Source organism: Bdellovibrio sp. HCB2-146 (assembly GCF_047345725.1).
Lineage (GTDB): Bacteria > Bdellovibrionota > Bdellovibrionia > Bdellovibrionales > Bdellovibrionaceae > Bdellovibrio.
In genome coordinates, this window is sequence record NZ_JBLEQP010000002.1 from 275,946 (window position 1) to 297,655 (window position 21,710).

16 protein-coding genes are annotated in these 21,710 nt (G+C 42.6%); 11 read left to right on the top strand and 5 right to left on the bottom strand.

Features of this window, described 5'->3' with window-relative positions:
- Position 1: 1 nt before the first annotated feature.
- From argS to ACLWOR_RS12275, 8 genes are all read left to right on the top strand, one after another.
- Positions 2–1,747, top strand: a complete 1,746-nt coding sequence (gene argS, locus ACLWOR_RS12240) for an arginine--tRNA ligase (protein WP_413941026.1) — start codon at positions 2–4, stop codon at positions 1,745–1,747.
- Positions 1,748–1,907: 160 nt separating this feature from the next.
- Positions 1,908–3,023: a Glu/Leu/Phe/Val family dehydrogenase gene (locus ACLWOR_RS12245; protein ID WP_413941027.1), complete on the top strand. Its 1,116-nt coding sequence runs from the start codon at positions 1,908–1,910 to the stop codon at positions 3,021–3,023.
- A 122-nt stretch (positions 3,024–3,145) separates the two neighbouring features.
- The gene (locus ACLWOR_RS12250; RefSeq protein WP_413941028.1) at positions 3,146–3,949 is read left to right on the top strand and encodes a tetratricopeptide repeat protein; all 804 of its coding nucleotides are present in this window, start codon (positions 3,146–3,148) and stop codon (positions 3,947–3,949) included.
- A gap of 20 nt (positions 3,950–3,969) precedes the next feature.
- Positions 3,970–5,115, top strand: a complete 1,146-nt coding sequence (locus ACLWOR_RS12255) for a PQQ-binding-like beta-propeller repeat protein (RefSeq protein ID WP_413941029.1) — start codon at positions 3,970–3,972, stop codon at positions 5,113–5,115.
- A gap of 9 nt (positions 5,116–5,124) precedes the next feature.
- Positions 5,125–5,517 carry a hypothetical protein gene (locus ACLWOR_RS12260; RefSeq protein WP_413941030.1) on the top strand — a complete coding sequence of 131 codons (393 nt, stop codon included), beginning with the start codon at positions 5,125–5,127 and terminating at the stop codon, positions 5,515–5,517.
- 157 nt (positions 5,518–5,674) lie between these two features.
- Complete coding sequence (locus tag ACLWOR_RS12265) at positions 5,675–6,433, top strand: hypothetical protein (RefSeq protein ID WP_413941031.1); 759 nt, start codon at positions 5,675–5,677, stop codon at positions 6,431–6,433.
- 119 nt (positions 6,434–6,552) lie between these two features.
- Positions 6,553–7,869, top strand: a complete 1,317-nt coding sequence (locus tag ACLWOR_RS12270) for a hypothetical protein (RefSeq protein WP_413941032.1) — start codon at positions 6,553–6,555, stop codon at positions 7,867–7,869.
- Positions 7,869–9,905, top strand: a complete 2,037-nt coding sequence (locus tag ACLWOR_RS12275; protein ID WP_413941033.1) for a hypothetical protein — start codon at positions 7,869–7,871, stop codon at positions 9,903–9,905. The genes ACLWOR_RS12270 and ACLWOR_RS12275 overlap by 1 nt, the downstream gene beginning before the upstream one ends.
- 15 nt (positions 9,906–9,920) lie before the next feature.
- On the opposite strand, the gene ACLWOR_RS12280 is transcribed toward ACLWOR_RS12275, so the two are convergent.
- From ACLWOR_RS12280 to ACLWOR_RS12300, 5 genes are all read right to left on the bottom strand, one after another.
- Entirely contained in the window at positions 9,921–10,709 is a 789-nt protein-coding gene (locus ACLWOR_RS12280) for an NADAR family protein (protein WP_413941034.1), read from the bottom strand.
- A 285-nt stretch (positions 10,710–10,994) separates the two neighbouring features.
- Positions 10,995–11,480, bottom strand: coding sequence for a GyrI-like domain-containing protein (locus ACLWOR_RS12285; RefSeq protein ID WP_413941035.1), 486 nt, complete (start codon positions 11,478–11,480; stop codon positions 10,995–10,997).
- 105 nt (positions 11,481–11,585) lie between these two features.
- The gene (locus ACLWOR_RS12290) at positions 11,586–12,875 is read right to left on the bottom strand and encodes a hypothetical protein (RefSeq protein ID WP_413941036.1); all 1,290 of its coding nucleotides are present in this window, start codon (positions 12,873–12,875) and stop codon (positions 11,586–11,588) included.
- Positions 12,876–13,000: 125 nt separating this feature from the next.
- Positions 13,001–14,674, bottom strand: coding sequence for an alpha-glucosidase (locus ACLWOR_RS12295; protein WP_413941037.1), 1,674 nt, complete (start codon positions 14,672–14,674; stop codon positions 13,001–13,003).
- Between the two features lie 10 nt (positions 14,675–14,684).
- On the bottom strand, positions 14,685–15,950 hold the full coding sequence (locus tag ACLWOR_RS12300) for a carbohydrate porin (protein ID WP_413941038.1): 1,266 nt from the start codon (positions 15,948–15,950) through the stop codon (positions 14,685–14,687).
- A 145-nt stretch (positions 15,951–16,095) separates the two neighbouring features.
- Here ACLWOR_RS12300 and ACLWOR_RS12305 point away from each other — a divergent pair, with 145 nt between their 5' ends.
- From ACLWOR_RS12305 to ACLWOR_RS12315, 3 genes are read left to right on the top strand one after another with little or no spacing between them, the layout of a single operon-like run.
- Positions 16,096–18,687: an alpha-1,6-glucosidase domain-containing protein gene (locus tag ACLWOR_RS12305; protein WP_413941039.1), complete on the top strand. Its 2,592-nt coding sequence runs from the start codon at positions 16,096–16,098 to the stop codon at positions 18,685–18,687.
- Positions 18,684–20,894 carry an extracellular solute-binding protein gene (locus ACLWOR_RS12310; RefSeq protein WP_413941040.1) on the top strand — a complete coding sequence of 737 codons (2,211 nt, stop codon included), beginning with the start codon at positions 18,684–18,686 and terminating at the stop codon, positions 20,892–20,894. The genes ACLWOR_RS12305 and ACLWOR_RS12310 overlap by 4 nt, the downstream gene beginning before the upstream one ends.
- Complete coding sequence (locus ACLWOR_RS12315; RefSeq protein WP_413941041.1) at positions 20,891–21,709, top strand: sugar ABC transporter permease; 819 nt, start codon at positions 20,891–20,893, stop codon at positions 21,707–21,709. Before ACLWOR_RS12310 ends, ACLWOR_RS12315 begins: the two co-directional genes overlap by 4 nt.
- Position 21,710 lies beyond the last annotated feature (1 nt).

Genomic DNA, 21,710 nt, shown 5'->3' on the forward strand with positions numbered 1-21,710 from the left:
GATGATTAAACACGATTCAATCCGACTTTTAGCGACTAAAAAAATTCTCCAAGCTTTAGGGAAGCTCAACCTTCAGGCAACTGAAGAAGAAATCTATAAAGCTCTCGTTGAACCACCTCAATCCGACATGGGGGATTTGGCGTTTGGTTGCTTCTTGCTCGCAAAAGCACTAAAAAAAGCACCTCCAGCTATTTCTGGAGAAATCGCGGCCGCTCTTGAAATCGACGCACATCTTATTAAAGCACAAGCCGCAGGTCCTTATTTAAATCTGACGTTTTCGCCAGCTATAATTGGTGAGCTTGTATTGAATGATATTTTGAGTGGCCAATTCTTTAAAAAAGAACTTGTTTCAAAATCTCCAAAAACAATGATTGAATACTCTCAGCCCAATACGCATAAAGAACTTCACGTGGGACATATGCGTAATTTGTGTTTGGGTGACTCAATCGTCCGCATGCTTCGTTATGCAGGTCGTGAAATCGTTTCTTCTACTTTTCCCGGTGATATGGGAACACACGTTGCAAAATGTCTTTGGTACATGAAAAAACACAATCAAGAACCGGTTCCTGAAACAGGAAAAGGCGAATGGTTGGGACGCATGTATTCAAAAGCGCATTTGCTTTTAGAAGATCAAAACGGCACACCTCAAGAAGAGGTGAATCGCCAAGAATTAACAGCGATTCTTCATCAACTTGAAGGCAAGACGGGCCCTTACTATGATTTGTGGCTTGAAACTCGTCAGTGGTCGATCGATCTGATGAAAAAGATCTATGACTGGGCTGGTGTTCATTTTGACGAATGGTATTTTGAATCGGAAATGGATTCTCCGTCGGTTGCTTGGGTGAAGCAGCTTTATGCTGAAGGAAAACTTGAAAAGTCTGAAGGCGCGATCGGTAAAAATCTAGAAGAAGAAAAACTCGGTTTCTGTCTGCTATTAAAATCGGACGGCACGGGTCTTTACGCGACTAAAGATTTGCTATTGGCGAAACATAAATTCGAAGACGTTAAGATTGAAAAAAGCGTTTATATCGTCGATATGCGCCAAGCTTTGCACTTTAAACAAGTATTCCGTGTGTTGGAAATGCTGGGGTTTGAACAGGCGAAAAATTGCTTCCATCTTCAATATAATTATGTGGAATTGCCAGATGGCGCGATGAGTTCTCGTAAGGGAAATATCGTCCCGCTCAGCGCTCTTGTTCACAACATGCAAGAACATGTAAAGACGAATTACTTACAACGTTATAAAGACGAATGGTCGGCACAAGAGATCGAATCGACTGCGGAACAGGTGGCAAAAGGTGCGATTTTCTACGGTATGCTTCGTATGGATACGAATAAGAAAATCATCTTTGATATGGACGAATGGTTGAAACTTGATGGCGAATCAGGACCTTTCGTGCAGTATTCCCATGCGCGTATTGCTAGCTTGGGGCGTAAATTCCCACGCACTTCAAATAAGCCGCAATGGAATCTACTGACTCACGCTAGTGAGCGTCAGCTGATGCAAGCGATGTTTGGATTTAATACGTCATTGGCGCAAGCAGCTGAAAATTTCAAACCTGCTGCGATCTGTACTTATCTTTATGAACTCGCGAAGAAGTTCAATGTCTTCTATCACGAGTGTCCAATCGGTACTGAGAAGGATGAAAACATCCGCGAAGCGCGCTTGGCATTAAGTGCTGCTGTCGGCAAGACTTTAAAAGAAGGACTTGCGGTTCTTGGAATTCCGGCTCCAGAAAAAATGTAATTTCAGACGGGGAGTGCTAGACTCCCCGTTCTTTTTTTAGGTTCTGCTAACAGAATGATCATGCCTTGGTGTGGTAAAATAGCAGCAGTGCATTATTACTAGTCTTTTTACTCAAATCAAAACATGATCACCGGGCAATTCTAAAAAGAAGGAGCTTACTTTGGGTACTTTCGAGCTTATTTCCAAGCACGGTGACCATGAGCAAGTCGTTTTCTGTAACGACCCTCACGTTGGTCTTAAAGCCATCATCGCAATTCATAACACATCTTTGGGACCTGCTTTGGGCGGAACTCGTATGTGGAACTATAAGAACGAAGACGAAGCTCTTGTTGACGTTCTTCGTCTTTCTAAAGGGATGACTTACAAAGCCGCGGCTGCGGGTTTGAACTTGGGTGGCGGTAAAGCTGTTATTATCGGTGATCCAAAAACTCAAAAATCAGAAGGATTGTTCCGTGCGTTCGGTCAATTCGTAAACTCTTTGAACGGTAAATACATCACAGCGGAAGACGTTGGTACGGGCGTTCAAGATATGGAACACATCTACATGGAAACTCCATGGGTGACTGGTATTCCTAAAGACTTCGGTGGATCCGGTGACCCATCTCCATACACAGCACACGGTGTTTTGATGGGGATTAAAGCTTCTGCAAAAGAAAAATTCGGTACAGATTCACTTAAAGGAATGCGCATCGCTGTTCAAGGTCTTGGAAACGTAGGTTCTAACCTTGTGAAGTACTTGGTTGAAGAAGGTGCTGTTTTGACAGTTGCTGATATCGACATGGCTCGTACTAAAAAAATGGCTGAAACTTACGGCGCGAAAGCTGTAAGCCCTGAAGAAATCGTATTCGCTGAGTGCGATATCTTGGCTCCATGTGCTTTGGGTGCTGTTGTTAACGACACGAGCATCTCTAAAATCAGAGCAAAAGTTATTGCGGGTGGCGCGAACAACGTCTTGGCAGAAGCACGTCACGGTGATCAATTGAAAGAATTGGGCATCTTGTACGCTCCAGATTACGTTATTAACGCTGGTGGCTTGATGAACGTATTCGTAGAGCTTGAGGGTTACTCTCCAGACAGAGCGTTTGAAAAAACACGCCGCGTATACGACAACATGCTTAAAGTATTTGAGATCGCAAAACGTGACAATATCGGTACGCACACAGCTGCTGACCGTGTTGCTGAAGAGCGCATTGCGACAATCGGCCGTTTGAAGCAACGCCACCCAGGAAAATCATCACGCGCGTTTACGACTCTCAAAGAAGTAAACAACCGTTAAGAATTATCCATTTTCATTCTTATTTTCCAGAAAAAGCCCCTGAAAACGGGGCTTTTTCTTTGACAATAGTCTAGTCTCTTAGAACAATCTTTCCTCGAAGTGTATAAACAGCGAGGAATATCTTGAGCACAAAAATTTCTAAAGAAGATCTTAAAACACCAGATCAAGTTACGAAAACACTCCGCCAAGGCTTTGTATGGACTACAGGCCACTCTCAATTGGTATTGGGCGCAATCGCTGCGTTCATCGTTTTGGGTGCCGGCTGGTCGCTTTGGAGCTACATGTCTGAGAAAAAAGAAGTTTCTCAGCAAGAGAAGTATTTCCTTATCGAAAAAGCATACAACGAGAAAAAGCGTGGCTTTGATGAGGCTGTTCGTGCGGAATTGATGGCCGCTACGGCAAAAGATAAAACAAAAGCTCCTCCAGTAGACGCTTCTAAAAAAGCTTCTGGTGATATGCAAAAAGACTACGGAACAGTTTTGGCTGATTTTGAAGCTCTTATTGCATCAGCTCCAAATACAACAGCAGCACAAATGGCAGCTTTGAATGTGAGTGAGATTTATTCAAACTACGGTAAAAACGACGAGGCTTTAGCGGCTCTTGATAAAGTCACAAAAGGTCTTGGATCTTCAGACGCTGTTTCGGCCCTTGTATGGATGCAAGCAGGTAATATCCTCGCTAATAAAGCGGATTGCAAAGCAGCTGTTGATAAATGGCAAAACATTGTGAACTCAAAAGCTTTGGCATTTGCTCAAGACGAAGCAAAACTTCGCATGGGTCTTTGCTTTGAGACAATGAATGATCTTGCAAAAGCAGAAGAGCTTTATACTCAAGTATCGAAAAAAGAAGATGCAACTGCGGACTTCGCAGCGGCTCGTGAGGCGCAAAAGTACTTGCGTCTATTGAAAGCGAAGAAAAATCTTTAGTTCTTTTTAGGAAGTAAAACATGAAGTTTGTATTTCTTGGTGCCCTTAGTCTGTTCCTATTTGGTTGTACGACTCTTAACGAGAAAATGGACAACTGGACGGAGAAAAACAACAAACGCGAATTTCAAGTGAAAACAGCTTGGGTTCGCCGCACGACCGAGAAAGACAATCTTGGCTTCCGTAAGATCAATCGCATGACGCCAGTTATCGCTGGCGATCTTTTGATTCAAGGTAATGCGATGGACGGCGTGACGGCTTATGAACGTGAGTCGGGTCGCTTGAAATGGCGTTTGCCAATCGTCAATGGTGTTGAACCAAGTGCCACTCTTATCAAAGACCGTTTATTCTTTGGTGCAAGCGATGGAAATTTCTATTCAATTGCCGCGAGCACCGGAGAAGTACAATGGGCTTTTCAAACTAAAGCCGAAAACCTTTCTGAACCTTTGTTGTATGAAGGTGTGATCTATTTCTTGGCCGGAAATAACGTATTCTATGCTCTTGACGCAGCAACAGGACGTCAGTTGTGGTTGTACTCTCGTCAAGACACGTCTCAATTCTCTATCCGTGGCGGAGGGGCTCCAGCACTTCGTAATGGAAATCTTTTTGTTGGCTTCTCAGATGGTTCTTTGGTTTCACTGAACGCAAAAACAGGCAATGTTGTTTGGGAAGCGCAATTAAATCGTAACAAACGTTTCCGTGATATCGATTCAACTCCAGTTCTGGATGGTGATTTGATTTATATCGCAGGCTATGACGACAAACTTTACTGCGTCTCTGCCGACAAGGGCGAAATCTTGTGGCGTGTAGATGGCGGTGGTTACAGCGCTGTGACTGTCATCGGTGACAAACTTTTCTATCCAACGACTAACGGAGAAATCTGGGCTCTTAGCAAAGCAAATGGCGATAAGATCTGGACTCATAAGCTCAATGAAGGCATCGGAACGGCTATTAAAAGTCTTAAAGGTGTTTTGGTATTTGGGGAGTCTCAAGGAAGTATGTTTTTCTTAGATCAAAACACGGGCAAACTTTTAGGAAGTATGGAACCAGGTCGCGGTATTCTGGCAGCTCCTTTAGTTGATGAAAAAAATGATCGCGTTTACTTTATTTCGGGTGAAGCCAACCTGTGGGCATTGGATGCTGGATGGGTGCGCGCCCCTTATTTTTAGGAGTCAAAGATGACGAAGCTCGTTCTTGTTCTACTTTCTTCTGTGGCATTGATGTCGGCTTGCTCGACAGCAAAATGTCGCACGCAAAAAGAAGCTCAAACTAAAGTTGGTGCGGAGGCTGCTGTGGCTGCTGGTGCGGATTCATCTTCTTCTCAAGATCGTGTAAGAGTTTATAAACCAGATGGATCACTTCAATGTGGTCAAGGTCGAGCTATTCCTCTGAATGAAATGGAAAAAGATCTTAAAGGTATTAAGACTTATTCCAGTATCAATAAAAACGATGGCATGATGAGAATTCAAGTTTGTGGTTCACCAACTGGTAACTGCAATATCTATGAGATTGATCGTAAAGATTTAGCTGCAGCTTTAAAGGCCGGCTTTAAAGAATGGACATTTGAATAACATTAACGGCTCGTTATAAAGTGCCTGCATTAAGCCTTCCCGTGTAAAAAGGGAAGGCTTTCTCATTTTAAATCCAATATAAAATATCTGAGTAGGGATCCTGATTTGCATTTTGCGCTCTCCGGAGTGTTTTTAAAACTGCAACGGGAGTCTTTGGATGAAAATAGTTTTTATTTTCTTAGCGACGCTTTTGTCTTTTTCGATGGTTCAAGCCAAAACCTATTGTGCTTGTCAGGCAGGACAATATCCTGAAAGTCAGGTCGGCTTTTTTAAAGCCGGTTGTGCCATGTGGTTGGCTGGGCAAAAAGATTGTGCTGAATCCATCACTGTTCTTCAAGCTGAAGGAATGAGTGCGCTTCCAGAGAAGTGGAATGGAAATGTTGTTAAACTTGGTTATGTAGGACACTGGTCCTCTTTCGAAACAAAACGTTTTTTAGGAAGCCTCTTTTACGATGGAGTCGTCGCTCGTAATATGTCCTTCGAGGTCGACAATACGGCTTGTGATGGTATGAAGTATCCTGATGAAGTGGCTAAAGACCTTCGTGACTTCAACTACCCACAGGGAAAATACATTAAATTTAAAGCAAACCAGGTTTTGAGTGTTGGTATGTGGGATCCGGTTTTAGTGGGGAAATCAAACCTGTGGGCTGAGGCTGACTCACGTACATCAGACATAAAATATCCTCGCTGCGAAGAATTTGAAAGGCAGGGCTGCTCCAGTCTCGGCGTTAATATGCAAAGAGATTCCCGCGGAAGTTGCTTCACTGCTGAAGGAAGCGTTCGTCAGCTTCGTTGCTGTAAAATGACGATTGAAACAACAAAACTGTCAGCAAAAAAGAATAGCGAACCTGAAAAGGTGAAAGCTTCTAGCTTGTTCTGGGCGACTCCTGAAGCTTGCGACCAAGGCCACTTTTAGGTCTGGTGATTACGATCTAGACATCTCATACCCCCTCAAATCCAATTCAAGGCATTTATAGCTGGAACATATCTAGCAAATGCCTTGGTGGCGAAGAACGTAATTGGCTTGAGGGATTCATGTACTTGTTAAATTATGAGCGTGTAAAGAGTTTGAAAAGCTCCGTTTTGCGGGGTTTGGGGAAGCTTTCTCTAAGCTTGCTGTTCTCTATTGGCTTTGCCTCGTATGCACAAGCTCAGGAGTCTTGCCAAGACGTCTTTGGATTCTTTTCTTTCCCGCGTATTATTGATGAGTTAGATCCTTATGCTCCTCACACAATTGAAGATGTGCCTTCTTATTTACGCAATAAAATCGGCAAAGAAACACTTTCCGAAGTTCATAACGAAAACGTTGATTACATTATTTTGCAAGGCCCAGGAACTCTTTATAAGAACTTCTTCACAGCTCCCGATGTTGTGAAGATTAAAGAAATTCCAAACGATTTTGGTGCGTTTAATGTCGTTCGCGTGGAGTTTAAAAACGGTCGCTCGGCTTTTGTCTTTACAAATGTAAACGGGGAGAGTCGTTATCTGCAGGTTTTAAGTTTCTTGCGCCTGGCTCGCGTGGATGAGAATCGCATTTACTCCAAAGGCCAGCTTGTTTCTTATAATATTATTTATCGCCGAACCTTTAGAGCTCTAAAAGAGGTGCCTGATCTTGTTGTTTTTGGTTTTTCAAATACATCATTTGAGATCATCACCAAGAATAATCCTGTGAAAGCTCGCGAAGCTTATCTCGCCACCAATCACAGATATGCGACTCAGAAATGGATCAAGCCTTTATTCATGGAACACGAACTACAAAATATGGGTGTTCAAGCCATGACTTTTGCGAATGGAAAAAAGGTTTGGTTTATTGATAACGAATATGGCGATCGTGCGACGGTATTGATTGAAGCACTCCAAAATCATGGCGTTAAAAATATTCTGTTATTAGGTACGGCGGGGTCTTTAAATCCTATTTATCAAGTTGGCGATGTGGTCTCTCCACAAACGTATGCGGATGGTAATGGACGAATGATTTTAAGTAACACAACTTTTAGTCTGGTTCAGCGCAGTGGTGAACATGTGCATGTTGATTCTCCAGCTCTCGAATCAAAACGATGGCTGAAACAAGAAATTGCAGATGGAAATGATCTTGTCGATGTAGAGCTTCAAAAAGCAGCGGGCGTAATTGCGCCGACGGTACACTTTGAAGCTTATTTAGTAGTTTCGGATCTTTTAAATTCAAAGACTCCGCAGGACTATACAAAATGGACAGAAAAAAGCCGTCAGAAGTCGATGGAAGCTTTGAAACCTATTTTAACTCAGTCTCTTCTGCGTATTGGTGTTCAGCCCACAACAGAAATTACAGACTATAAAGTTGAGTACTTTAAAACTACAAAGGGTGATCAATAATGAAGCCTCAAAAACTTTTTTCGATGCTTTTTGCCTTTCTCTTTTTGATCTCATTTGAGACACATGCCGCCGCAGCTAAAACTTGTGAAGGCTTGTTTGGTTTTAGATCAACTCTTGCCAAGGCGAATGAGGAAGTAAAAACTGAAAAATCACCTTCGCGTCGTAAATCTGTATCTACAACGGCAATTGAAATCACCGCAAAACCTCGCACGGCTTTACCTGAAGATGCATTTATCGCGGAATATCTTGGCAAGTTGGATTTTTCCTATGCTTTCTTTGGTCAAAAACAAGTTTCTGCAGCTCTTTACAATCAAGCTCTTGGGATTTTAAGTACTGAAGGACTTACGATTTCGGGAATTCAAAAAGCTCACAGAGCTTTAACGGATGGTAAAGCAACTCTTAAATTCCGAGATTCAAATGATGCTCGCGTGATTGGGAGTTATTCATTTAAAGGGTTTTCAATTTTAAATCCCACTGAAGTACGTAACATAAAAGCAAACCCATTCTTGAGTTTTAAGCCGACAAAAGAACTCACCAAAATCGGGGTGATTGATAAAGAAAATCTTCAAATCGGGGAGATCTTTTATCCGAATCACGAGACGGCAGATCGTTTCTTTGATCTTCTTTCTAAAGACACTCAAGGGTTGGTGAAGGATCTTAAGTCTCGTCAAACAGCAGATCCTGAAAAATCAGCGGCTGCAAACACAGCTATTCTAAATGACCTTTTAACTTGGTCTTTAAATGAAGCAGAAGTTCGTATTAAAAACAATCCGAACGAAGTTCCGCAAGCTTTGGCAATGCTTGAATGGCGTGTAAAATCCTTGGGTCTTTATTTCGAGTCGATTTTTTCAAGCAAAGCTTCGCATATCGAAAGCTCGATGGGACGCTTGGGTTTAAATCGTAATAATGAATTGGCAGAAGCTATCGTCGACACATTCATTGCGAAACATAAGATCGTCGCATCCTTAGATCGCGGTTTTAGACCAAAAGTCTCGGACTCATTTGCAGAATGGACAGCTTATATGCAAGACGCTGTTCAAGGTGTTGCTTCTGCAAAAACTGCTAAACTTGTAAAAGAACTTAAAGATTTGAGTAATGGTCTGTCTCGTGAGGAAGCTCTGATCTTTGAATCTTACTATCAAACAGTTTTGATGACTGGAAATGTTTCATCAAAAACAACTTCTGAGTCGATTTTTAATGGCTATAAAGACTATGTGAAAACTCATTATAACAAAGACATTCCTGAAACAGCTCGAGTTTTGCTGGTACCTACAGAGTTTATTAAGAATTTTGAGACGTTGCCTGAATCTTTTAAGAACTATCTCGAGCAATATTATTTCACAGACGCGACTTTATTCCGTGGTGTTTCGAATCCGTGGGCACTGACTGATGGCAATATTTTGCAGTATTTTAAATCGTACAAAGGTCGCTTTGCCTCTGAAGTTGCACGAAGTATTTTTGATGATCGCGTGGAATTAACCAAACATGCGTTGTTGCAATTCAATGCGGATTTAATTGCAGGTCGAGTTGTTGAAACAGCGGCTCAACATGCGGCAAAACATATGGGATATACAGCTCCAAACTCTGCAAAAACATATTTTGTTTCAGCGGCGGATTTAAGCACGATTGCCTTTCGTTTTGCGATGGATAAGGGTTATGTTGATCGCAGTTCAAGCGTTGCTTCAGGAACAACTCATATGGTGTTTGAATTCTTGCAGCCAAAATACGGTGTCGTTGATTTCTCAAGCTTTAAACTGACAGATCCGACGTGGAAAAACTATTTCCCGCGCCAACATGAAACATCCATCGCTGGTGGCATGGATCCAAATGGTTTGAAACGCATTTATATCCTTCAAGAGTATGCCCCAGGAGATAAGATTCCTGTTTCGGGCCCGGAAAAGCATGGTCGCATTATCAAGATCTTTGAGCGAGACGATCAAAATCCACTTCAAGTGAACATTAAGCTTAAAAATAAAGCGGGTGAGTGGGTTAATAGTGCTGTTATCGACCTCAAAGGTAAAATCGACGACAACTAATTCAAAAGACCAGGTCTAGTTACGAGTCGGGTAAGATTTAGCTTTGCAGGTTTTCAAAGAGATATCTTCGGATGTTTCTTGAGAAATCGTTCCATTTTGAAGCCCAGAGCGTATATCCATCCACAGCAAATTATAATGCCATTCGCGTGGTGAATTCTCATCAACATGATGATCAGGTTTTAAAGTTAAATCTTTTGTTTTCAAAAGAATCTCTAAGACCTGCGAGTTTTGGCGAACTTTTTCAAGCAAAGCTTGAGCAATAAGATCATGATGTTCGCCAGGAGTTTTTTTATAAAATTGAATTTGGCGACCTTCAAATGTGACCCAGTTGACTTGATTTTTTTCCATCAATGAGTTTGCAAAGCTACCAGCATGTTTTGCGGAGTATCCGTTCATTTGTGAGACTTGTTGGCGCGTGTATTTCCATTTTTGAATCCAGGACCATCGAATATCTTCGCGGGACTCAGGATATTTCATCATCTGCCAGAAGGCTTCGATCGTCGGATAACAAATGCCATGAAATACAAATGGAGTTTCAGCAAAATTCGATAAGATTCCGAGTTCATTTCGTTTGCTTAAAATAACTTCTTTAAAACCTGCATCTTGAGGCAAAATTTCCCAGGCTTGAGCTTGATCTCGTGAAATTGGTTGCCACCAATGAGTAGGAAAATCTTTTTGCCAGGATTCGGATTGAGTTCGAATGCCTGAATCATCTTTAGGCTTATTAGGTTTTGAAGACTTTGAACAAGCACCTAAAAAGGCAGATAAAATGACTGCGATAAAGATGCTGAAAACGGCCTTCATAAAACCCCCAGAAAAAGCCTTTAAAGAGGCTACCTAAATTAAGGGTTTAAAACCAACAATAACGAGTCGCAGAAGAAGCCGATCTGAGTGACTCGGAATGGTGCAAACGTTGAACCTGGGGCATTTTAGAGCCTCGGAGATCAATTTAATTGGATATGGATATAGATTCCTGCCAGAAAACACCCATACTGTATGTTACATAATATAACTTATCAGAAGAATGTATATACGGGCTCCGACCCACGTTTAAGGATCTTTTTGTCGGCTTATTTCCAACTCAATTCGTTATGAAGGTTTCAACGCGATGTAAATATCAACTTCTGACGATCTTGGGTCTGCTGATCTTTGATCATAGACTTCAAAATCATATGTGTATTGTCTTTTAAGTTTTGAATGATCTTCTTGCATCCAAATGTTCTGCCAGGTTTCGATGACGATTTGAGGCATTGGACCTTTGGTCGTCGTAAATTGCGCATAATTTTGTGCGGGAATCTTTAAAACATCCATTCCGGCTGGAGGCTGAGTTCCTGTCTCAACCTTGCATCCTAAAGTGATCGAATACGCGCCGTTTTTATTGCTTTCATATGCGTGATAAACCGCGAAAATTGAATGATCTGTTTTACTTGGAATCTGATCTACAATTCCTTCTGCATAAAAACGCTTCCACAGATCACCAATTTTTCCAGCACCTTTCATTTCGTCAGCATTTGATGTGCGAGTTGTGATTCCGATGACTTGAAAATTTGAAAGAGTTTTTTCTTGTTGTTTCATTCCTAAAAAGTGTACGAAAAGGGGATGAGCTCGTCACCCTCACCTGCCCCCGCTTCGTCTCTTTCTGGACCTTTTTTGATTTTCTACGTAGAAACTTTTATCAAATTAGTAAGTCCAACCGATCGTACCGTCATTTTGTCGTTCGCAGCGAACACCGATAAAGATTGTGCCGATGTCTTTATCGGTTGCGCACAAACGCCAGCGATTGGCATCGCATAGCCATCTTGATGTTCCAGTTCTAGTTGCTAAACACTTGAGGGAACTATTCACGCAGCTTGCTGTGGCTGGACAGAAATTCACGAACATACTGTCGTTCAGTTTTGTCGCAATAATGATCGTGCTATTTGTTACGTTTAACGCTGTTCTTAAGCGTCTTCCACTCGCAGCGACCGGAGGAGCTAATTTACAAGCTGAAGAACTCGCAACGTAGGTCGGATTAATATAGATTTTAAAGACACCGACACTTTTTAAATTGTTTTGGGTAAAGGTATTGCCCCAAGAAGGACATTCTGGGATCGCTTTCGTACAGTTAGCTTGAGTCGCTTGTTCACAATACCATTCGCTGTAACCAAATGAACCCGCTCTATCGATTTCATTTTTATTGATCGTATTAAAGTTACTAAAGTCTCGAATGCGAATCGGATCACCGGATTGACTGCGGAAAAGGTTGCCAGAAATAGTATTATTACCGGAATAGCTTGCAATATACAGCGAATGCAACAACGACGTATCTCCGGCGGCATTATGGATATTCGTAAAGGTATTTCCTGAAACCACATTGTTTCGTGAGTTTAAAAATCGAACAACAGCATAACCCGGCGTTTTATCCGTCATATAGAGGCTGCCGATTCGGTCAAATTGGTTGTAGATAATCTTGTTGCTGCCGTTGAAACCTAAATCCGGATTTTCACGTTTGCCATTAAAAGAAATCGCTTCCGCATAATAAGCAATCGAGAGATTTTCGATTGTCAAATTCGACGCTGATCCACCGTGATTTAAAACGAAAAATGCACGTTTTGAACCCAACGTTGCTTGACCATCAATACGCCCATCAAATCGCGGACGACTGTAGGGTTGAGTTCCCTTGATGATGACATAATAGTCTTTGTGAACTGCGGTCCAGGTTACAGATTGATTGTAGTAAGTTCCGGGTGCGATATTCACGATGATATCGGTCGGACTGCTTTTCATACGAGCGGCAGCAATCGCGTGCGCTCTTGCTAAAGTCAAAACAGCTGCATTTGCAGTCAGACCCGTTGCCGCATCATTGCCTGAAGGAGAAACATAGATATTTAAACGAGTCGTAAGTATCGCTCTGTCCATGTTAGTATAAAGTGCACTTAAGACCAAACCACTGAAAAACAGGACCAGCACTGCCAGATACTTACGACGCATTATTCCCCCTCGGTCGAGCTCTTCATTCTCCGTCTTAAACAGTAGAAAATAAAGACATTACAGAGAGGATTCTCAGTTTGAGACAACGTGGACGAGCATCGCGCCTCTCCCCGTTTAATTTACAACTAGACCTGCAAATACACCACACACTCAAAAGGTTTTAATTCAATGGAGTTAGCAGTGATTTGCGATGCCTGTTGATAGTTGGCCAGAATTTGTTTCATTTCTGGTTTCACTTTAATGCTCACTGTTGTGTTTTTGCCTTTAAGATTACAGATCACAAGTGCTTCTTGCGACCCTAGTTTTCTTGAATACGCAAAAACATCTAGATGATCTTGAAGGACAAGATCGAAGCTTCCATAGATAAAAATCTTATTCTCACGACGCAAGCGAATGAGATTTTTATAGAAATTCAAAATAGACTGCGGATCTTTGCTTTCCGTTTCTACGTTTATTTGCTGATAGTTCGGATTTACTTTCAACCAAGGAGTGCCTGAACTAAATCCGGCATTTTTGTCGGCATTCCATTGCATTGGTGTACGCGCATTGTCGCGTGAAGTGTGCGCGATTTCTTTTGTGATTTGTGTATCTGTTGCGCCTTCTGAACGGCGAATAGCAAAATGATTTTTTGCAAAAACGTCTTGGAAATCATCTGGCCCATTGAATTCGGTGTTTGTCATACCGATTTCTTGGCCTTGATAGATAAATGGACTTCCTTGCATCAAGAAATACATCGCAGCGATCGACGTTGCGCTTTCTCTACGGAACTTTTCAGGATCTCCCCAGCGCGAAACAATGCGGGTGATGTCGTGATTTTCTACGAACAACGCATTCCAACCAATGCCGTGCAAATTTTTTTGCCAATTCGAGAAGATTTCTTTCAGTTCAGCGAGGTTGAATTTTTCTTCTCCTAAAGAATCCCACAATTTTGTGTGTTCAAACTGAATAATCATATTCAGACGTTTTTTCTTTTCAGAAACCCAGTCTTCAGCCTTTGCGGAATTGACACCATTGGCTTCACCAACAGTCATAACGTCATATTTCGCAAAGGTTTCTTCACACAACTCACCGACATAATCCAATACGCCATCGACATTCATGTGCATGGGATAAGATGGCACATATTTTAAACCTTTTGGATTTGGCAAATCTGGAAGGCCCGGCATTTTTTTCGCGTGGCTGATCGCATCTATACGGAATCCATCAATACCTTTATCAAGCCACCAACGAACCATATCGTAAACAGCTTTACGCATGTCCTTATTTTCCCAGTTCAGGTCTGGCTGTTTTGCAGAGAAAATATGCATGAAATATTGATTCGTTTCTGGATCCAATTTCCAAGCAGGTCCGGCAAAAATACTTTCCCAGTTATTCGGTTCTTGGCCATTTTTTTCGTCGCGCCAAATATACCAGTCGCGCTTAGAATTATGTTTCGAAGATCTGGATTCTAAAAACCACGGATGCTCATCACTTGTATGATTAATCACAAGATCTAAAATCAATTTCATTCCACGCGCATGAACTTGTTTAAGCAGTTCATTGAAATCATCCATAGAACCGAATTCAGCGTGGATATCCTGATAGTCGCTGATGTCGTAACCATTGTCGTCTTGGGGTGATTTAAAGATGGGGCAAATCCAAATAACGTTAATACCTAAATCTTTTAAATAATCGAGCTTTTCGATGACACCTTTGAGATCACCAATGCCATCGCCGTTGCTGTCTTTGAAACTACGTGGATAAATTTGATAAACGACGGCTTCTTTCCACCATTTTTCGGTGACGGCATTGTTCGACATTTGAGAACTCCTAAAACCAAGCTTCGAATTGATAACCAAAAGATGTTCCCGCAGTTTCCTCTTTAAAGGAAGGAGCAGATACACCCACGTATGATTTATTTGCTGTGTTCCAAATAGTATGTGTAACAAAAGCTCTTAAAACCGGTCGTCCCCAGATGGACTTACTAAAAGAAATTTGTGGGGCTAAGGTGATACGACTGAGATCACGCTCACCAACGGGATCGCCACCGGTTTTTTCAGATTCATTCAAGATCCTTGAGTACCCCAGTTCAAGCACCCACTGAAAACGATCGGTGACATAATAAAGGGGTCGCAAGCCCACTTCATAAAAATAGCGTCTGCTGTCAGTGTCAGCACCTGTATCACCGTACTCCCCAGCTAGACCCAACATAAAAGCCCATCGATCTGTGACTTCTTTATTCCAGTTCTCAACAGCACGAACACTCCAAGCTTTATTCTGACTGTCATCAGTCGCGGGAACTGCGCTGCTGGCGTAGATATTAAAATCTTTCATCGTGCCTTTGCCATACATGAGGCTGAAATTATTCACACCTTCGCCAATAAAAGATTCCATTCGTGAAGCGACAGAGTAGCCGTTTGAAGCAACGTATTTATTTGTACCGTCGTCACCTGCAGGTGCCCACGAAAAAACACCCCAGAAATTTAACTTATGATCATGACTGAGTGGAACTTGCGCCCAACGCAAATCAATTGCTTGCAGAGTGGGACGGCCCACATCAGTTTGTACGTTTTCGTTTGTTTGAATCAGATGTGCGATTGAAAAGAGTCCAGGACCGGCTTGAATATTTTGCCAACCAGCTCCGACACCGCTCATATCTGCATAGTAGTACCAATCAAAAATATGCAAATCGACGTCGCGGTAAAAACGTTTTCCCACCCAAAGCTCCCCTGGGAGTTCTGAGAGACCTCCTGCGGTCACAAAAGCTTCGATTTGATTAATGTCTCTTGTCGACGCAGGCTCCCACTGGCTGGTGCCTAGCGCGTTAAACATCATGCGAACCTGCGTGCGAAAAAAGACAGAATCTTCCACAGTCGGTTTTTTATGATGAAAGATCACCGCGATCTCAGAATAAAAGCTGCATTCATTCCCCAAACGTAGGAAATTGCCGGGAATTCCTTGGTTGTAAAAACATTCTTGTTTCCCACCTTGAAAATTTAATCCGGTTCCTCCGCGAAGATAGCCTAAAAATTCAGCATCAATTGCGAAGACCTGTAATGAGAAAAAACTCACGACTAAGAAGCTCAAAAATTTCATTCTGCAAATCCTTGAAAAACACGAGGGATACCCATAAAGTCCCCCGCAGACTACTGATTACGCAGAGGGACTCTTTATTTTGCAGCAAACTTCTTGGAGAAGTATTGTCTCCTTATTTTTTCTAACTTTAGTTTTCACATCTAAGGTGCATGCTATTTCAGCACGTGCGCATTGGGTGGATTCCAATGTTATTCATGTGAAGTTGGCACCGGGATTATTTGTGAATGCGAATTTGAAGTATTCGTTGATGGATATTTCTAAAACTTTACAGCCTTCAGGTGTTACTTCGCTACCAGTCATCTCATCAAATGGAAATTGGGTTTCTTTAAGTACGGCAAACCTAAATGCAAATGAAATTGCTTACCTGATCACGCGCCCGTTAAATCTTGTCGTGTCGGATGCGCAACAGAATATTCTAGACCACACGGCGATTCAATATGCCGGAGTGCTTGATCAGTTATTTTATTATGAAGGCACTGATTTGGGTGGGCACTGCAATCCGAGTTCCTGCCAAATTAAACTCTGGGCGCCAACAGCACAAAGTGTGCGAGTGCATTTCTTTACAGACAGCACTTCACCCGTTTCCCAGACCTTTCATTGTCAAAGAGATAGTTCAGGTGTGTGGAGTCTTGACCTGCAAAGTGGCTTTAAGAATTATTACTATCTCTATGAAGTGCAAGTGTATCAGCCTTATACGAATCGTATTGAGCATCACCTCGTCACAGATCCCTATAGTTTAAGTCTTTCTTTAAATGGCGAGCGTTCCCAGTTGATTGATTTGAATTCTGCGGAAACAAAACCATCCGGTTGGGATTATTTGCAAAAACCGTATTTGGACTCGACTAAAGATTCGGTCATTTATGAACTGCATCTGCGTGATTTCAGCGCGCAGGATCCTAGCACACCTGCATACGCGCAAGGAACATACTTGGCCTTTGCGCAACAAAGCCAAGGCACACAACACCTTAAAGAACTTGCTGAAGCTGGACTCACTCATTTGCATATTTTGCCATTCAATGATTTTGGCAGCGTCAATGAAGTGAAGTCTCAGTGGCCGATTGCAGATACAAGTCCCTCCTCTGATCTTTCTCGACCACAAGATCAAATTGGTCAGGTTCGCGCACAGGATTCTTATAACTGGGGTTATGACCCTGTTCATTACTTTACTCCTGAAGGCAGCTATGCCGTCAACGGCGATGGCTATGAACGCGTTCGTGAAGCCCGCCAAATGATTCAGTCGGTAAATCAGATGGGCCTGCGAGTGATTCAAGATGTGGTTTTTAATCACACGTATCAAAATGCTCTGGAGCCTTATTCTGTTTTTGATAAAATCGTTCCGCTTTATTACTACCGCCTGACCGAAGAGGGCTTCACACATACGTCTTCATGTTGCGCTGATACAGCTAGCGAACATCGTATGATGGAAAAGCTGATGCTCGAGAGCGTCCTTTCTTGGGCCAAGAACTACAAACTCGACGGCTTTCGTTTTGACCTGATGTCTTTTCACTCTCGTAGTACGGTTTTGAAAATTCGCGATGAACTGCGTGCCCTGACGTTGTCTGAGGATGGTGTGGATGGTTCTAAAATGCTGATTTACGGAGAGGGCTGGACCTTTGGTTCCTTCTATGACTCTCATCCTGATGAGGCCATGACTCATGAGAACTCCTTTGGCAGCGGCATTGGATTTTTTAATGATCGACTTCGCGATGCGGCTCGCGGCGGAACAACAAATTCATCTGAAAAATCAGATCAAGGTTTTGCTACCGGCTTGTTCTTTGATTTCAATCAAGAGCCGGCAAATCGCAATACGCCGGTGGATCTTCCATCACAACGAAGCAAACTTTTGCATTTAGGTGACGTGATCAAAGTAGGTCTAGCTGGAAATTTACGTGATCTGACATTCCGCGATCATCTTGGTAATGCGATCACGGGATACAGCCTTCGCTTCCGTGGCCAACCTGTGGCCTACGGTGCTGTTGCGGAAGAAAGCATTAATTATGTGTCAGCCCACGATGGTTATCCATTATGGGATGCAATTCAAGCCAAAGCGCCTTTCTTTACTTGGGGACGCTCTCCACAAACAGCGACATCAGAAGACCGCCAACGCATGCAACAACTTCTGCTGGCTCTTCCATTATTGGGTCAGTCGATTCCATTTATTGAATCTGGTAGTGAACTCTTGCGCTCTAAAAATGGCGATCAAGACAGTTACAACTCAGGTGACTTCTTTAATCGCATTGATTGGACTGGGGCAGATAACTTCTGGGGAGAAGCTCTTCCTCCAGCCTGGAAAAATCAGGCTGACTGGTCCTTCTGGGAGCCAAGACTTCGCACGCAAGATCTCAGAGCCTCATCGCAACTGATCTTGCAAACTAAGGAATATTTCAAAGCACTTCTTCGCGTGAGACAAAGCTCTGCTTTGTTTAAATTAAATACTCCTGCTGAAATCGCCAATCATCTGCGTTTTATTGATAATGATACAAAAGCAGAGCCCGGACTGATTGCTCTTTATCTCGACAATACACAGGAAAGTCTTCTCGTATTTTTCAATGCCTCACGTGAAGGAAGAATTTTTCATCACGATCTTTTAAAACGTTCTTGGCAGCTGCACCCTTTGTTTGATGCTCAGATTGATCCGGCACTTGCTGAAGTTCAAATCAATTCATCCATGGGTGGAATTTGGATTCCTGGACGCTCGACAGTTATTTTAAAAGGCGCAGGAGTTAAAAAGCGATGAAGCATCTCCTAGCTTTTTTCTTTGCGGCATTTATGACGGCAAGCCATGCTTGGGGAAGCAGCCCTGTGCGCATTCAGCTGTGGCATCAGATGATTTACTCTCATCGCCAAGTATTGAGCGAAGCTCTGCGAATGTTTGAAAAAGAAAATCCAGAAATTCTTATTCGCGAAACTTACCGCGAAACAGAAGAGTTGAGATCAAGCTATCAAGCAGCCGCTATGGGAAAAAGTGGTCCTGAACTCGTGTTTGGTCCAAGTGATCAAATTGGTCCATTTGCTACAATGGGAATTATTCAACCTTTGGATGGACTCTTAGAAGAACAAGAGCTTTCCAAATTTGATCCCTTGGCTCTTCCGCACTATCAAGGTCATCGCTATATGCTGGGTGGAACCGTTGGGAACCACTTGATGCTTCTCTACAATAAAAAGCTTTTAAAAAATCCACCGCAGAACAGTGATGAATTAATTAAAATTGGACAGCGCCTCACTCAAGATCTTGATGGGGATGGAAAAACGGATCAATACGGCCTGGTCTTTAACTACACAGAACCATTTTTCTTTGCGCCTTTGATTCCTGCTTTTGGTGAAGAGTTTATGACAACAGACTCACACCCCCAGCTAAACCAACCTGGCCTCAGTCAGACCTTTCAATTTATTCTCGACCTTCGCGATAAATATAAAATCATTCCTAAAGAATGTGATTACGAAACAGCTAATGCGCTCTTTAAACAAAACAAGGCTGCGATGTTGATCAATGGTGATTGGTCGTGGGGAGATTATAAAGATGCCGGTGTCGATTTCGGCATCACCCGTATCCCGATGATCAGCGGCACTCAGAAATGGCCTCGTCCTTTAGTTGGGACAGTTGGCTATTCTCTGAATTCACACTTTCAAAGTGAGAAACATAAGAATGCCGCCCTTCAAGTTTTGCGTTACCTAACATCTGCTCGTGTTCAACGTCTCTTTACTGAAAAAGTAGGCGTCATGCCTTCCCTGCTGGAATTAAGAAAAGAGCCGGTGGTTTTAAATAATCCACTGCTTCAAGCGTCGTCTTATATCATGGAAGTGGGAACTCCCATGCCGGTTGTACCCGAAGTGCGTGGCGTGTGGGACAGCTTACGCATTCAGTATCAGAAAGTTTTAGCAGGCTCTTTAGCGCCAGCTCAAGGTGCAGATGCGGCTCAGAGCCTGGCAGAATCGCAAATTAAAAGCATGAACGATGTCATCGCTCCAGATGCTGGTGCTCTGGTTGTGAAAGGCCTGAGTCTTTTACTCGTGATCCTGCTGCTGTATTTCTCGCGCAATTCTCTGATGAGTTTTTTTAAAGGATTTCAAGGTCCGCAAAAGTTTGTCTATTTCATGATGCTCCCGGCATTTGTCGGAATTTTTGCCGTTATCATCTATCCGTTCTTTTATAATATCGCGATTTCGTTTTCCAATTTTAGCCTTCGTACATTTCAGGATTGGTCGATTGTTGGCTTTCACAATTATTGGAGTGCCATCTCAGATCCGAAATTTTATTCACTGCTCATAAAAACTGTAATCTGGACGGGCGTGAATGTTTTCTTCCATGTGAGTTTAGGAATTTTCTTAGCTGTTATTATCAATCAGTTAATGCCGTTTAAAGGATTCTGGAGAATTCTTCTGATCATTCCGTGGGCGGTGCCTCAGTATATTACGGCTCTCACTTGGCGTGGGCTTTTCAATCAAGAATACGGGCCTATCAATATCTTCCTGCAACAGTATTTACATCTGTCCCCAGTTCAATGGCTAAGCCAACCTTTCACGGCATTTGCGGCTTGTATTATCACCAACGTCTGGTTGGGCTTTCCGTTTATGATGATTGTCGCCCTAGGAGGATTGCAATCGATTCCGCATTCGTTGTATGAAGCCGCCTATTTAGATAAAGCCAATGCATGGCAACGCTTTCGTCACATTACCTTGCCTCTACTGGCGCCAGTGATGATTCCGGCCGCTCTTTTAGGATCCATTTGGACATTTAATAATTTAAATGTGGTTTGGCTAGTCAGTAACGGTGGCGAGCCAGGGGATCAAACTCATATCTTGGTAAGTTACGTTTATAAAGCGGCTTTCAATTTGTATCGCTATGGGTATGCAGCGGCCGTTTCTGTTTTGATTTTCGCCATTCTTGTGATCTGGAGTTTGAACTCGCTTCGTAGCCAATACAAAAAGGAGAAGAAAGCATGATTAAAAGATTCTTCGCCTGGGCTACATTATTAGTATTTGCTGTGTTTTCAATTTACCCGATGCTCTACGTATTGTCGGTTTCTTTGCGTGGCGATAATGCTTTTCAAACACAGTCTCTAGAAATTTTTGGCGCCCAATCGAGTATTAAAAACTTCATCGTACTTTTTACCGAAACTGATTTCTTACTGTGGATGAGAAATTCTTTGCTCATTTCAGCGGTGACTACTTTTTTAGGCGTGGCCTTTGCTTCGACAAGTGCCTATGCGCTGTCTCGTTACAGTTTCCGTGGTCGCAATTTGATGTTGTTTTCACTCTTAGCCAGCCAAATGTTTCCGGCGACAATGCTGATTCTTCCTTTCTATATCATTCTAGCGAAAATGCATTTGATCGATAATTTCTGGGGACTGTTTTTAATCTATTCTTCAACAGCTTTGCCGTTTTGTATTTGGCAAATGAAGGCCTATTACGACACCATTCCAAAAGAATTGGAAGAAGCGGCTGTTTTAGATGGTTGTTCGAAATGGATGACCTTCTACAAAATTATATTACCTGTTTCATCTCCAGCGCTCGTGATCACCGCTCTTTTTAGTTTTATGACCAGCTGGAGCGAGTACGTGATTGCTGCCGTAGTTTTGCAGGATCCTGAGCTTTATACCCTGCCTTTGGGGTTGCGCTCATTTCAAGCCAGTCTTGCCACACAATGGGGGCTTTATGCGGCTGGGGCTTTGGTTGTCAGTGTTCCTGTTTTGATTTTGTTCATTAGTTTATCGCGATATCTTGTCTCTGGTCTTACGATGGGCAGCGTGAAGGGTTGAT

Excerpts from the sequence above, each read along its gene's own strand:
- ACLWOR_RS12315 (WP_413941041.1), top strand. The coding sequence starts at position 20,891 with ATGATTAAAAGATTCTTCGCCTGGGCTACATTATTAGTATTTGCTGTG.
- ACLWOR_RS12265 (WP_413941031.1), top strand. The coding sequence starts at position 5,675 with ATGAAAATAGTTTTTATTTTCTTAGCGACGCTTTTGTCTTTTTCGATG.
- ACLWOR_RS12300 (WP_413941038.1), bottom strand. The coding sequence starts at position 15,950 with ATGAAATTTTTGAGCTTCTTAGTCGTGAGTTTTTTCTCATTACAGGTC.
- ACLWOR_RS12275 (WP_413941033.1), top strand. The coding sequence starts at position 7,869 with ATGAAGCCTCAAAAACTTTTTTCGATGCTTTTTGCCTTTCTCTTTTTG.
- ACLWOR_RS12260 (WP_413941030.1), top strand. The coding sequence starts at position 5,125 with ATGACGAAGCTCGTTCTTGTTCTACTTTCTTCTGTGGCATTGATGTCG.
- ACLWOR_RS12295 (WP_413941037.1), bottom strand. The coding sequence starts at position 14,674 with ATGTCGAACAATGCCGTCACCGAAAAATGGTGGAAAGAAGCCGTCGTT.
- ACLWOR_RS12310 (WP_413941040.1), top strand. The coding sequence starts at position 18,684 with ATGAAGCATCTCCTAGCTTTTTTCTTTGCGGCATTTATGACGGCAAGC.
- argS (WP_413941026.1), top strand. The coding sequence starts at position 2 with ATGATTAAACACGATTCAATCCGACTTTTAGCGACTAAAAAAATTCTC.
- ACLWOR_RS12280 (WP_413941034.1), bottom strand. The coding sequence starts at position 10,709 with ATGAAGGCCGTTTTCAGCATCTTTATCGCAGTCATTTTATCTGCCTTT.
- ACLWOR_RS12255 (WP_413941029.1), top strand. The coding sequence starts at position 3,970 with ATGAAGTTTGTATTTCTTGGTGCCCTTAGTCTGTTCCTATTTGGTTGT.
- ACLWOR_RS12290 (WP_413941036.1), bottom strand. The coding sequence starts at position 12,875 with ATGCGTCGTAAGTATCTGGCAGTGCTGGTCCTGTTTTTCAGTGGTTTG.
- ACLWOR_RS12270 (WP_413941032.1), top strand. The coding sequence starts at position 6,553 with ATGTACTTGTTAAATTATGAGCGTGTAAAGAGTTTGAAAAGCTCCGTT.
- ACLWOR_RS12285 (WP_413941035.1), bottom strand. The coding sequence starts at position 11,480 with ATGAAACAACAAGAAAAAACTCTTTCAAATTTTCAAGTCATCGGAATC.